This is a genomic window from Xanthomonas vesicatoria ATCC 35937, assembly GCF_001908725.1.
GTDB classification, from domain to species: domain Bacteria; phylum Pseudomonadota; class Gammaproteobacteria; order Xanthomonadales; family Xanthomonadaceae; genus Xanthomonas; species Xanthomonas vesicatoria.
In genome coordinates this window covers 67,683-79,883 of sequence record NZ_CP018725.1, presented here as the reverse complement: position 1 = coordinate 79,883, position 12,201 = coordinate 67,683, and the positions used below count along the sequence as shown (strand labels likewise).

General features: G+C 55.0%; 13 protein-coding genes. 3 read left to right on the top strand and 10 right to left on the bottom strand.

Annotation, left to right across the window (positions count from 1 at the left end; all coding sequences use genetic code 11):
* Nucleotides 1-15: 15 nt before the first annotated feature.
* Complete coding sequence (locus BJD12_RS00360) at nucleotides 16-1,293, top strand: MFS transporter (protein ID WP_005996412.1); 1,278 nt, start codon at nucleotides 16-18, stop codon at nucleotides 1,291-1,293.
* Between the two features lie 149 nt (nucleotides 1,294-1,442).
* Here BJD12_RS00360 and BJD12_RS00355 read toward each other — a convergent pair whose 3' ends face one another.
* From BJD12_RS00355 to BJD12_RS00330, 6 genes are all read right to left on the bottom strand, one after another.
* A complete protein-coding gene (locus BJD12_RS00355; protein ID WP_005996413.1) occupies nucleotides 1,443-2,009 on the bottom strand; it encodes a hypothetical protein in 567 nt (188 codons plus the stop codon).
* Between the two features lie 89 nt (nucleotides 2,010-2,098).
* Nucleotides 2,099-2,689 carry a hypothetical protein gene (locus tag BJD12_RS00350; protein ID WP_074059282.1) on the bottom strand — a complete coding sequence of 197 codons (591 nt, stop codon included), beginning with the start codon at nucleotides 2,687-2,689 and terminating at the stop codon, nucleotides 2,099-2,101.
* Between the two features lie 8 nt (nucleotides 2,690-2,697).
* The gene (locus BJD12_RS00345) at nucleotides 2,698-3,444 is read right to left on the bottom strand and encodes a hypothetical protein (RefSeq protein WP_005996415.1); all 747 of its coding nucleotides are present in this window, start codon (nucleotides 3,442-3,444) and stop codon (nucleotides 2,698-2,700) included.
* Between the two features lie 105 nt (nucleotides 3,445-3,549).
* Complete coding sequence (locus BJD12_RS00340) at nucleotides 3,550-5,766, bottom strand: peptidase domain-containing ABC transporter (RefSeq protein WP_005996417.1); 2,217 nt, start codon at nucleotides 5,764-5,766, stop codon at nucleotides 3,550-3,552.
* Nucleotides 5,763-7,061 (bottom strand): HlyD family secretion protein, encoded by a 1,299-nt coding sequence (locus BJD12_RS00335; protein ID WP_005996420.1) that lies wholly within the window; start codon nucleotides 7,059-7,061, stop codon nucleotides 5,763-5,765. Before BJD12_RS00335 ends, BJD12_RS00340 begins: the two co-directional genes overlap by 4 nt.
* Before the next feature lie 151 nt (nucleotides 7,062-7,212).
* Nucleotides 7,213-7,554, bottom strand: coding sequence for a helix-turn-helix domain-containing protein (locus BJD12_RS00330; protein WP_005996422.1), 342 nt, complete (start codon nucleotides 7,552-7,554; stop codon nucleotides 7,213-7,215).
* A gap of 238 nt (nucleotides 7,555-7,792) precedes the next feature.
* On the opposite strand from BJD12_RS00330, the gene BJD12_RS00325 reads away from it, so the two are divergent.
* A complete protein-coding gene (locus tag BJD12_RS00325; RefSeq protein ID WP_005996425.1) occupies nucleotides 7,793-8,104 on the top strand; it encodes a hypothetical protein in 312 nt (103 codons plus the stop codon).
* 49 nt (nucleotides 8,105-8,153) lie between these two features.
* Complete coding sequence (locus BJD12_RS00320) at nucleotides 8,154-8,546, top strand: hypothetical protein (RefSeq protein WP_005996428.1); 393 nt, start codon at nucleotides 8,154-8,156, stop codon at nucleotides 8,544-8,546.
* Between the two features lie 225 nt (nucleotides 8,547-8,771).
* Here the strand turns inward: BJD12_RS00320 and BJD12_RS00310 are convergent, their stop codons facing one another.
* The 4 genes from BJD12_RS00310 to BJD12_RS00295 form a co-directional block, all read right to left on the bottom strand.
* Complete coding sequence (locus BJD12_RS00310) at nucleotides 8,772-9,662, bottom strand: MobA/MobL family protein (protein ID WP_005996430.1); 891 nt, start codon at nucleotides 9,660-9,662, stop codon at nucleotides 8,772-8,774.
* 104 nt (nucleotides 9,663-9,766) lie between these two features.
* Nucleotides 9,767-10,267, bottom strand: coding sequence for a hypothetical protein (locus BJD12_RS00305; RefSeq protein ID WP_005996432.1), 501 nt, complete (start codon nucleotides 10,265-10,267; stop codon nucleotides 9,767-9,769).
* A 28-nt stretch (nucleotides 10,268-10,295) separates the two neighbouring features.
* Nucleotides 10,296-11,420 (bottom strand): DUF4062 domain-containing protein, encoded by a 1,125-nt coding sequence (locus tag BJD12_RS00300; RefSeq protein WP_005996434.1) that lies wholly within the window; start codon nucleotides 11,418-11,420, stop codon nucleotides 10,296-10,298.
* A 57-nt stretch (nucleotides 11,421-11,477) separates the two neighbouring features.
* Nucleotides 11,478-11,915, bottom strand: coding sequence for a hypothetical protein (locus BJD12_RS00295; protein WP_005996437.1), 438 nt, complete (start codon nucleotides 11,913-11,915; stop codon nucleotides 11,478-11,480).
* Nucleotides 11,916-12,201 lie beyond the last annotated feature (286 nt).

Genomic DNA, 12,201 nt, shown 5'->3' with positions numbered 1-12,201 from the left:
AGGCAGTTGCAGCCCATGCATGAAGTGACATCAAGGCCGACCAAGGCCTGGACTGGATTTTTGTTCCTGGGCTTCGGTTCTGGTTTGCCTTATCCGCTGATCGGCAGCACCTTAGGCTATTGGCTCAGCGAAAAGTCGCTTTCGATCGCAGTCATCGGTGCCTTGGCTTGGACCGCGCTTCCCTACTCCCTCAAATTCCTATGGGCTCGCCATCTCGACCAACGCCGTGCCCCGGTCGTTGGAAGCACCATGGCGCACCGTCAGGGCTGGATTGTCTTGTCTTCGGTCATGGTCGCTCTATCCCTCCTGGGCCTTGTCCTTAGCGTCGTCACCGGTAGTCTGCCGCTCATTGCATTGAGCTCCATCGCAGCCGCCTTTGCCGGTGCGACCCTGGATGCCTCAGTCGATGCGTTTCGCATCGAACAGGAGTCAGTGCACCAGCAGCCAGCCAAGCTCCTCACTGCCTATCAGTTTGGCTACCGCATTGCTCTTCTGCTGAGCGACGGTCTGGTGTTCTTGCTCGCAGCGCGGCTGTCCTGGCAAGTTGCTTACTCCCTTCTGCTGCCCCTGATGTTGGTGCCCATCTGCGGAACGCTCCTTCTGCAATCTCATCCCGATAGCACCCGCACCCCAGATGCCACGAGTGCGGAGAAGCAGGGGGCTCCGTTGGTGTCGCTTCGACCCTCCACTGTCCAAGGGTGGATTGCGGTGGTCGTCTTCATCGGCTGCTATCGCCTACCGGACATTCTTTTGGGTCCCATGATCAATCCGTTCTTCTATGCCCTTGGCATTGGAAAGAGCGTGGTCGGATCCCTGCATATTTGGCTTGGGATCCCTGCGGCCTTCCTCGGAATTTTGGCTGCAGGCACTAGCTTGAAGCGCATGTCTCTGGGCACGACCATCCTTGTTGGCGCAGCTCTCCAAGCCCTTGCCCTCCTCGTTCTTGCATCGCTCTCGTCGAACGAGCAGTCTGCTGAACTGCTTTGGGCTAGCGTTATTCTTCAAAACCTTGCTAGTAGCTATACCGGCATAGCCCTGGTTGCTTACATGTCAAAGCTGGTCACGCTTGGGCGCGCAGGAGAGCACTACGCTTGGCTAACAAGCTTCTACTCGATCTTCGGGCGGGTGCTTGCCGGCTTTTCAGGCCTTGCAGTGGCTTATCTCACCACGCGCTATGGACAAAGCCAGGGCTATGGCAAGTTTTTCATTGTCATCTGCCTGACGTGCGTGCCTGCCCTCCTCGTCTACTTGCTCATCATTCGGAATAACTTGAAGGAACGACCAGAGCCGTAAGTGCCATCACGCTATCGCCTCCCATGCCACAGCGGCTGCTTATGACTATGTAGTGCTTGAACTCATCGTTTCACGCCAAACCTGTTGGTCGCTCATCTCAGCGCTAGCCAATTAGATAGATACCTAATTGGCTAGCACCATCAAACCTCTCAGTTTCGACTTCTCGTGAGCCCAAGCAAGCACTCACCGTTCCAACTCGCTTTCACATACACAGACGTTTCACCAAGATCGGTTTTGTAGAAAACCTCCTTGCTGGCATCGGCGAGTGGCGCATGGGGATTGGGTGGTAGGACATATGAAGTGAGCGCAAACTTTTGCTTGATCTTAGATACTTCGTAACAACGACCGGGAGCGAGCTCCATATACATAAAACTCACTCCTTTATCGAGCTCAGGGGGGACCCTGAACTCAATAAAAGAGATCGCATACTGATCCCGCGTCTTGAACGCATTTGAGCGAAAAGCAATATTCAAAGCTCGACTTGAACTCACCTGATGGAAATCACGGAGTCCAATTTCGCGGAAAGTCTCATAATTTACTGGCTTATTAGGGTCATAGATTTTACCAATTACCTCATCCAAACTTAGTTCGGGATCTTTATTCTCAGCGTGTACGACCGCCCCCATCACCAGAACCATTACACTTACAAAAGCCAGCCCTCTGTTCATCAGATACCCATCACAGCAACCCAAACCACCGACAAAAGTTGCCACCATTTTTATTTATTAAAAAACTCAACTATCAGACTTAATGCATCAGGTTGCATCGATCAGCCCTGACATGATTGACCGATGCAAGATGAATATTAACCTCCCGTATTTCTGGTAGAAGCAGACGAATTATCAGCCCGCTTTGTAGAAACACTAAATCCTGAAACACAAGGCGAGGTGACGTCCGTGGTCGACACATAAATTTTATACGACCCTTTTGTGAGTGTCGCCGGTTGCGTCCAAGCTGCACCCTTTATCACTGATCGGGGTTCACGAATGCCTTCAATAAAGCCATATTTCTTCACAATATCGTCGTATTTTTCACAGCCCGGGACTTTTTTTTCAGCATAAATAGCTGACAACGCAGCTATTTTCCATACCTGAGAACCTGCGTCACTACGATGAACCCCGAAGCTGAATGCAGTCACTTGAGATTTCGGGTCATCTAATGAGACCCGGTAGTGGCGACGAAGGGCTTCATCCCTTGTGATCTCGACCTTAGCCATGTCAGTTCCAAGCAGCCTCTCAACTTGAGGCTGCTCGACATCAACGCCAGAGCTGAATAACGATATTAAATCGCCGATTTTGTTTTCGGAGCCAAGAGCACCTCCAAATGCTAATGCCGGCACTAAAAACACAACAGTTAAAATTGCCCATGGAATAGGACCGCTACGATACAATCTCATTATTTCACCTATTTTTTATTCGAATTATAAACAGATTCGTAATATTGCTTCACAGTTTGCCCACCACCATGGTCCTGATTACCATACCACTCAGCTATCTTAGCGGTCGCCTGCTCCGTTGTTAGCGTGGTGCCAATTTGGTTATAGATGCTGGTCAGATCAGCTGGATACTGGGTAATACTGGTTGCTTCGACCTGTTTAACAAAGTTCATCTCGAACATGACTGAGCCAGCCTCATTATTAAGCCATGCGTTGACATATTGTTCTTGAGTCGGCGTTGTCGTTCCATAGTTGACAGAGTTATAGACATGATAAAGCTCATGAGTCAGCACAGTTGCAGCTTGAAGTGAGGTTCCTTTGAGGTCATCATCTAGATAGATATTACCTGCCTCAACTTCGCCCTTTACTGTTCCAAGATCTTTAAATTCGACGTCCGCGCCGCCCGCAATATATTTTGAAAGCAAGCTCTTCACTTCGTCGCTTTTATTCAGATACGCGTCCGCACCCGCACCCAGCCCACTGACCAGAGGCGGCGGAGGCGTGGGTGCACCACCACCCCCGCCCGGAGGGGTTATCGGCCCCGGCTGCTCAACTGGCGGCGAAGGGGGAATAGTCGGGGGCGGACTCGGAGGTGGACTCGTAGGCGGGTTCACCACAATTGGTGGAATCTCAGTGGGCGGCTCACTTGGATCGACGTCTGCAGCGGCTGCAGCGCCTGCTACTAGGAATAGCTCTTCGTTTGTCAATTCTCTCATTACGGCGCTCCATCATGTGCGTTGACTTTAGATACGATTATTTTTTTCATTGAATACAGCCCTTGCATTTCCTCTCCAAAAAATATTTATTGAGGTTTCGACTTATCATTCTTGGCTAGACTTTTCGGCGGCATTCACATCATCGTCTTCTTCAAATGATCTAGGCTGCTCCTTGATCAAAGGCCTCAAGTTTCCGCTTACGAAGAGATACTGCATATCGCACATCCGAGATATTTTCTTGTCGTGCGTCACGACGACTGTGGTCGCGCCAATGCTCCTGATGTTCTTCATCAGCTGTATGCCCATCTGCTCATCAACGCCAGTCGTTGGCTCATCCATCAACAACAACTTGGTGCGCCTGTAGAAAGCCCTAGCGAGGAAGATCCGTTGTTTTTGACCACCTGACAGCGTGTTTCCCAAGTCACCGACTCTGGTGTTGAAGCCCATTGGCATGCGCTGAATATCGTCATGGATGCATGCCAATTGCGCAGCCTGCACGAGACGTTCTTGGTCAATATGCTCATCGAACATGGAGATGTTTTCCGCCAATGTTCCGGACAACAGATTGTCACCCTGCATCACGATGCTGACCTTGCTCCGGTAGCTCGACTTACCGACCTTGCGCAGATCCTCTCCATTGACCAGGAAGTCTCCGACTTGAAGGTCTTCAAGCCCCGCCAGAACGCGGATGAGTGTGGTCTTGCCCACGCCTGAGTTCCCCACAATCGCAATCGCCTGGCCTGCCGGGGCCCTGAGCTGCAAGGCGCTCATGATCCACTTGTCCGTGGACGAGTAGCGGAAGTAGCCGTTGACAATGGCAATGGCGGGAGCGGCATCCTCCAGCGCACCGTTGCCATGCAAAAACGACTCAGGCTCGCTGTGGGTGATGTCTGAAATGCGCTCCGTGTGCAAGCGAAGCAGCCGGAGCTGCATCAAGTAGTCAGCCAAGTTGATGCTGCGCTGGCTGAACTGGGTCGCATAGATCAGAAAGACCGTCAGCACCCCGATCGTCATATCCCCACTGAGCACCAACCGCGTGCCCTCCCAGATCACAAAGATGCGGCACAGGCCCTGGATGAGAAGCTGGACAGAATCAAAACCAATGCGGATCCGCTCGGCCCCGATTGTCGCGTTGGTCGCTTTCGCGCTGTAGTTCGTGAAGCGCGACGCCCAGAGCGCTGACTTGTTGAACAGCTTGATAGGCTGGATGCTTCGGACCGTTTCGTAGAGCAAGCTTTGCCGGCGTGCATCGATGTTGATCTGGTCGAGGTTGGCCTCTTTGAGCTTGGCGTAGTAGGCGTAGCGCGAACCCACATAGGCAAGGGTGAAAGCCAACAAGGCGAAGGAAAGCGGCGCGTCGTAGCTCATCAAAAGCAACAACATGAGGAAAGACATCACCCCATCAATGACTGCTTCCAGCATCTTCGTCGTGAGTGACTGCTGGATGGAGTAGATCGACTGGAAGCGACTTGAAATGTCCCCGGTATGGCGCTTCACGAAATACGACTGAGGTAACGACACCAAGTGACGGAACAAGTTGCTGCTCCACCGCAAGCCGGTGGTGGAAGAAATCCACAACAATGTCCACTTCCTGGCAACGGTCAAGACGAGTTGGACCAGGAGCACGATCGAAAAGCCGATCGCCAATGTGGTGACCAGGCCATCGTCCTTGACGCTGAGCACCTGATCCATGGTCAGTCGCAGATATTGCGGCGCAATCAGCGCACAGCCTTCCAAGAAGAGCGCCAAGATGCCCACAACCCAGAATGCGGGCACCAGGGACCGAAGCGAGCCTGCCAGATCGCGAAGCGACACCGACGGCACACTCTTGATCTTCTTGAAGGCCGGACCGGGATGCGCTTCCAACGCAATGCCGCTAAAGAGTTCATCGAACTCATCAAGCTTGATCTTCTTGACGCCGGTTGCGGGATCGCTGATATGCACATGACCGCCCCGCACAGCCGTCAACACAACAAAGTGCCCGTGGTGCAGGTGGACCATGCAAGGCAGCGACAGCTTGGGCAGTTCGTAAAGCTCTAAGCGAAGCGGACGCGTCGTCAGCCCATTGGCATCAGCGATTTCAATCAGCGAAGCAAGCGTTGCCCCACTGGTCGACACCGTAAAGCGGTTGCGAAGCTCCCCGAGGCTCGTTTCATGGCCGTAGTAGGAGAGCAGCATCGCAATGCAGGCCAAGCCACACTCACTGGACTCCGTCTGGCGGATATGCGGCACACGGCGCTTCGAGGAGAACACTAGGCCTGGTTCGGCAGAGCGATCCGGCTCCGCATTGCCATTGGCTGATGGTGTCAAGACATCCTTCATCGCTTTTCACCCGTCAAGCGTGATCCCATCGTTTGGAAGGGGTCAAACATCCACTCCCAGATCTTGCGCCCCTCCAAGATCAGTTCCGCATCCACTTCCATCCCCGGAAGGAAGGACTTCGCTTCTTGGGCGACTCCGATGGTTTGCGAGGGCAATGCCACCTTGGCGGTATAGACCGGCTCAGTGGGCGACTGGCGACCATAGCGGCGCTCCAACTCGCCGAGGGGGCTGGTTTGCGTTGACAGCGATGCGATGCGCCCCTGGATGGCGCCATACTTTGCTTTCGGGAATGCGGCGATATTGAGCAGCACCTCGGTGCCGACCGCCACATGTCCGATGGCTCTTGAAGGAATGAGGATTTCAGCTTCGAACACCGACTCGCTTGGGGTGATGGATGCAATGATCGAGTCGGTGCCGATACGCTGACCTTGGGATGCATAGATCGCTGCGACTGTGCCACTCAAGGGTGAGGTGATGGTTTGCAGCCGGTCGGACTTGGCTCTGGCCACTTGATCTTCGATCGTGGACTTCTCGCGCTCGATTTCGCTTGCTTGCCTGCTGGCCGTTGTCTTTATCTCGGTGATCTCACCCAGCAATGCGGCACGTTGATTGCGAAGTGTGGACTGCTGCGCGCGGGCATCCTGGATCTGCGTCTCTGCATCCAAGAGGGCATTTTCGTAGGTGAGGTAGGTGTATTTGGACACATACTTCTCAGCAAGCAGCGGCTCGATGGTCTTCAACAGTTCTTGGTTCTTGGCATATTTCTTTTCCAAGATTGAGATCTTGCGAGCGACTTCCTGCATCGCACCGCTCGTTTCTTCGACTTGACGCGTCAGTTCCCGCTCGCGCTGGCCGGAAAAATCATGCGCCTGCAATTGCTCCTTGGTCAGCTCTTCTGATCGGGTGAGCGCACGTCTGATGGTCTCATCGGACAGAGAGCGGCCCGCTTCATCGGTGATGTCGGCTGACAGCTCCGCGAGCACTTGGCCCTTTTTGACCAAGGCGTTGGGCTTCAATGTCGTTGACAGGATGAGCCCAGGCGTTCCACTGCGGATGTCCACTCGCCCATGCGTCGAGATGATCTGGCCCGACACATGCTCTCGCTTGGAGTAGGACGCGGTTAGAACAAACGCGGCCAGCAAGAGGAAAAGCACACAGCCACAGCCGATCCAGATCCGGATAGACGAGGGAAACGCATCTTTTAAGTCGCCGAGTGTGGAGGTCGCCTCCGGCCCCTTTCGCTTGCGAAAGAGCGGTTGTTCTGCGTCATCCGTCTGACCTGACTCGCTATCCATAGCACCTACACTTCGATATCTACTGCACAACTTGCGTGAGTTGAGGCTACCCGCGCAGCCATTAAAATTACATTTACGTTTTGTTGATCTGGCGTTGACATCCGTGTAGGAATTGTCTGACGATGCCAAGACACCAGCGAGGCCCGATGCATTATGAGCTGGGTGGATCGCTGCGCTGGGCTTTGAGCTGCAATTCGGCCACGACCTTTCTCTGCTCCTCGACGGAGAGCTTGGCGAGCGCTTGGATGGCGTCTGCGACCTCATCGGTCTCGGCGAAGAAGGCAGCCAGCGGCATGCCGAGGGCATCGGCCAGGCGCTTGGCGGTGCGCAAGTCGCACTCGTTGACACCCTTCTCGTAGCGATTGATGCGAGTCCTGGCCACTTCAGTTGCCAGTCCAGCGGCAACCCCCAAGGCTTCCTGGGTCAGCTCGGCCTTCTGGCGCGCATGACGGAGGCGGTTGGCAAAGATGAGACGAGCGTCGTCCAGATCCAAAATGTGACCACAAGCATGCAATGACGTGTTTGAGCATGAGGTCTCCGACTTGCCTTGTCTGTTACTTTATCAGTAACATGATTCCGACAGCCAATCAACTGCGACTGCCAAGCACCAACACCGGTCATTCCTGCCGGTGTGCGGAGGCTTGCAGTCATTGAGCATGCCGGCAATCAGGGCATCTGAACCTGTCGGTTTGGTGGATCCCTAGCGCTCTTCCTTCCTCTTGGAGATACACATGTCAAAGCTTTGCTTGGCCCTGGTTGGCCTGATGTCGGTCTGTTTGGCCAGCTGCTCTGGCGGCGGCCCCGCTGAGACTGAGCGTGAGCACGCTTTTTTGCAGTTCGTCAAAGCGAACAGCAATGAAGAGGCGCGCATCGAAGACTTCGAGAGTAACCAGTGCCAAAAGGCGGAAGGTGCGCCGAGCTACACGTGCGATGTCAGCGCCAAGGTTGAAGCCATGGAGCGGGACTTCGGCCATCAAATGGACGGGGTCTACACCTTCACCAAGGTGGGCGGCACTTGGAAGATCACCGGTCGCGTCCAATAGCCATCCGTTTGCAATTAACGATGGTCCCATTCTGTTCTGAGGAGTTCACATGACCGTTGGCACGTTTCTCATCTTGCTTGTCCTGGGCACAGCGGTGCTGGTCGCCTTTGCCGTCAATCGGGCTGACCGATTGCGCAACCAGCGGGAGATTTTTGGTCGGGAGTTTGATCGCTCCTATTTTGGGCGACAAGGAGCTTTGGCGATCTCGATTGAGCGGTCGCGGTTGAAGATTCGTGCCGGCAGGGCAGTGAAGATCTACCCGTTGATAGATGTTCGCTCTTGGGAGAAGCACTGGCACAACTCAAGGCGGGAAGGCACGATCACAGTCAGCGTTCGAGATGTGGACCATCCAGTTTGGACGATCAAGTTCGGCAGCGAGCGCGAGATGAACCAGTGGTATGAGATCTTGAATCAGGCGATCAATGAGGGCGAGAAGCTCTGACCGCTCGTTTTGCGAGCGGCCAGGGGCTGCTTGACGAAGAGCCGCTTTGTGCTACGAATCAAGTGCATCAGCCACTTGGATTCTTCGCCATGCCTCCTTCCGTCAGCCAGCAAGCCTTACCTCTGGACCACCAAGAACATCAACTCCGCCAAGCCCACGTCGAAACTTGGATCACCCAACAAAATGCGGCTGGCTTCGGCGTTGACCAGCACATGGCCAATGCGCTCAACGACTACCTGGATGGTCGTGTGGATCTCCCTGGGCTGCTAACTGAGCTCCGTCGCCCTTACTTGAATTAACCTCGCCAGCGGACACCCCCCCGGTCAGACCGTTTGCCGGAGCGTCTTCAAGAGCACGAGTCTCCATGTCCGGCCCATGCCGCTCGCGCTGGACCTGTTCCGCCCTGTGGCCATCCGGCACGCTCAACAGTCGCCCCTCTTGGCGGTAACGGGACAGAAGCCTCTCGAAGCTTGCTTGCCCTTGCACAAAGGTCCCGTTGCCTCGCATCGCTTCCAAGCGTTCCGTCAAGGGCGGATGCTCAACCGCTTTGCCGATGCCAGCCTGGGCAAGGTGCGCATTGATCCGGTCAGCGATCACGGCGCGGATCCACTCGACTTCTTCCTTGCCATTGATGCGCCCGTCTAGCACACGCGTCTTTGTCGCCAGCCCCGAGGCTTCCATCTTTCGCGTCGTGGCAAGCAGATGGCAATAGAAGTAGCGAGGATCATCTTTGGTGGGGCGATGGTGGCTGGCCTGCACCGCAAAACCAAAACGGTCGATCAGGCGACGCGCGATATCGAGCACCAACTCCCAGCGCTTGGGGTCATCGAGTTCGTGCGGCAGCGCGATGGCGAAATCTCGGCACACGGTGCTGTTGCAGCGTCGCTCTGCGGTTTCTGCAGCGACCCAAAGTGCTTGCGGGTCATCTGCCCATGCCGGTGAACCAGCTGGTGCCAGGCAACGCGACTGGATGATGCCTGCCCTACCCCGATAGTCGTGACGAGCACCTGAGATGGGATCGGTGAGCAGGTAGCCGCCGCGATAGGCGGCAGCTGCGATTGCAGAATGCCCCTTGGCTCGGCTGTAAGTTTTGATTCGGGTGTGATAGATGGCCATGTGTGTATCCTGAGTCAGAGTTCATCAGTTCTGACTCAAGATTTCGCAGGGCTCAATAGCTTAAAAGGCCTATTTCCAAGGATTCTACTTTGCCTGTTATGGAATCAGGCCGAACTTCGATCGACCTCAAAAATCCACCCCAAGCTCACGAGAGGCTGGGCAGGATGACGAAGCTCGGCGCTCCATTTAGCAAATCGCCTCACTGCTCCCTGATGTGCCTCGCCAATGAACTGCCCCTTCATGCCGAACGCAAACTTATCGGCATCGCCCCACCGGTCCGGGATACCACCGACTAGCACAACACCTGAGGGCGTCACCGACAACGAGGCCGTTTCCAAGGTTTGGTGTCCCGGCACAGCTCCCTGGGGCACAGCCGCGAACCAAGCAAATGGCTCGGCCAGCGTCAGGCAAGGCGGCATACCTTGGACCACCTTGAAGACCGTCCCGACACGATCTCCTTGCAGCATCACGAAACATGGGGTGGGACCACTAGGATCCGCTTGGTTATCGACGAGCAGAGCCCAAGCTTCCCGAAACAAGAAAATGCTCCCAGGTGAAAGATCCTGCGGGATCCGCTCTGCAAATGCCTCTGCGGGAAAAGTCATCGTGCACCTCGACTTTGAACTGATGGGATCAGCTATTCCAACGACGACGCAGGAGCACAACCAAGTCTTCGACCATGCGCTGCGCATCCATGGATAGCGATTGCCTGACTTGGTGGGCTGGCGTGAGAAGCACCGGTTCTTGATGCTCTCCCTGTCGCCAAGGCGCTTGCATGCTGTTGGGACTCGCTTCGTGCTCTGCGCGGGTCCTCCAAGCGCCGCCATGCTCTCCCAGCAATCGCACCGCAGGAACGACATGGCTAAGCCGTTCGGTGGGGTCAATCTGACCCAGGAGCCAGGCGGCATAGGCGATCGCCGCTTCGAGCTTCTCAGCGACGCTTTCTTCCAAGACGACCGGTAGCCCCATGCCGCGCTCTGGTGGCGGAACAGGCAAACTGATCAGGAGATCTCCGTTGGGCCAAAGTCCGATCGACGCGCCGTCACTACGCTGCGCTTCTTGGACCAACACGAGCGCCTCACCGTTCAAGCCCGCCTTCATCCCCAGGCTCCGATCAAAAACGGCTGGGACTCCAAAGAGTGCATGCTGTTGCATGGCATCCAGAAGGGGCTGAGCTTCCATCTCGGCGGGGCGAAGCACCGTTGTGTTCGGTCCAACTGCAACAGCAAGCTGCAAGACCGTGCCACTTTGCTGATAGCCGCGCTCGATCCGTGGGAAGAGCGCCAGTGCACGATCGCGCAATCCTGTGGGATCGAGGGGCGCCACGGCCTGCATCAGCTGGAATTGATGGATGGCACGAGTTGCCTTTTGTCCTAGTTCATCGGCTGAGACAAAGCCGTCCCAGAGCTTACCACCTTGCCAATTGCCGATTTCTCTAATCAAATCGGCTTGATCCGGTTCCGCTTCCATGCCCGACTGCACGAACATCAGGAGCGGCTTACGGTTCCGGGCTTCATGAACCTCTTCGTGGGTTGCCGAGACGCCTCCTGCCTGCTTGGCGCCGTAGCGAGGCCCAAGAATGAGGATGACAAGGTCCGCCTCGCGCACACCACTGAGGCATGCGACCTGAGGGGAGCTTGCCCGCGCTCCGAAGTGCTCCGCCATGATGGCTTGATGACCGAGAAGCTCGATGGCGTGCTTAGCTGCCGCTCGCTCGGCTTCCATTCCCGTGATAAGCGAACTGATGAAGATTTTCATGTCTAACCTCCTTAGTCAGCAGACGATATCCAGATCGCGGCATTCTCAAAATGAAGACTAGGCCTTCTGAGAAGTGAGCTCCAAGCGACGCTCTGTTCGGTCGATCAGCGCCCGCTGGCGCGTGATGTAAACCTCACCCTTCCTCAGGCGAGCGATCATGCCAAGCGGATAAATCACACACCCGTAGATCGACAAGCCAAGCAACCCTAGGCCTGGCACGATCCACTTCGCTCCATCGGTCATAAAGGCCAGTGGGGCAAGCATGATGGCAATGCCCAAGATCCCAAAGCAGCAAAGCACTTGTATTAGTAGGAACTGCACGATGTGGAACTTGTCTTGGCCAAGGTGCTCAATCTTCCGCAGCTCAGCTCGATTGATGGCTAGGCTTATCCGATCATTCCAGAAGATCGCTTTGCCGTAAGCCCAACGTGCCAAATAGATGACTGTCGAAGCCACTACGCCGCCGATCACCGCTTGTGCCAACCAATTGTCCATGCGTTATCCCCGTCAGTGAGTTTAGGGGCTCCTGAGGTCTGCGTGTCAGCCCCTGCCCCAGGGCTGATCTCAGCCGAGTTGTGTCTCAAATTGTGCGACTCCCAAAAACCGATCGATATCGGTCTAGAAGGACGAAACTCGGATTGCCTAACTGTCTTCTTAAGAGTGATTAGATTAGGCAACCCGCAACTCATTTATCTGGCGTTCATTTTATTTATGTGAGATCTCTCTCACTTTTCGGCTAATTGTTACTTTTAAACACTACAAGCGCATTGATGGTTTCAAA

Coding starts and splice junctions, on each gene's coding strand:
- BJD12_RS00360 (WP_005996412.1), top strand. CDS start 16: ATGCATGAAGTGACATCAAGGCCGACCAAGGCCTGGACTGGATTTTTG.
- BJD12_RS00305 (WP_005996432.1), bottom strand. CDS start 10,267: ATGACTTTTCCCGCAGAGGCATTTGCAGAGCGGATCCCGCAGGATCTT.
- BJD12_RS00295 (WP_005996437.1), bottom strand. CDS start 11,915: ATGGACAATTGGTTGGCACAAGCGGTGATCGGCGGCGTAGTGGCTTCG.
- BJD12_RS00335 (WP_005996420.1), bottom strand. CDS start 7,061: ATGGATAGCGAGTCAGGTCAGACGGATGACGCAGAACAACCGCTCTTT.
- BJD12_RS00310 (WP_005996430.1), bottom strand. CDS start 9,662: ATGGCCATCTATCACACCCGAATCAAAACTTACAGCCGAGCCAAGGGG.
- BJD12_RS00340 (WP_005996417.1), bottom strand. CDS start 5,766: ATGAAGGATGTCTTGACACCATCAGCCAATGGCAATGCGGAGCCGGAT.
- BJD12_RS00320 (WP_005996428.1), top strand. CDS start 8,154: ATGACCGTTGGCACGTTTCTCATCTTGCTTGTCCTGGGCACAGCGGTG.
- BJD12_RS00350 (WP_074059282.1), bottom strand. CDS start 2,689: ATGAGATTGTATCGTAGCGGTCCTATTCCATGGGCAATTTTAACTGTT.
- BJD12_RS00300 (WP_005996434.1), bottom strand. CDS start 11,420: ATGAAAATCTTCATCAGTTCGCTTATCACGGGAATGGAAGCCGAGCGA.
- BJD12_RS00345 (WP_005996415.1), bottom strand. CDS start 3,444: ATGAGAGAATTGACAAACGAAGAGCTATTCCTAGTAGCAGGCGCTGCA.
- BJD12_RS00325 (WP_005996425.1), top strand. CDS start 7,793: ATGTCAAAGCTTTGCTTGGCCCTGGTTGGCCTGATGTCGGTCTGTTTG.
- BJD12_RS00355 (WP_005996413.1), bottom strand. CDS start 2,009: ATGGTGGCAACTTTTGTCGGTGGTTTGGGTTGCTGTGATGGGTATCTG.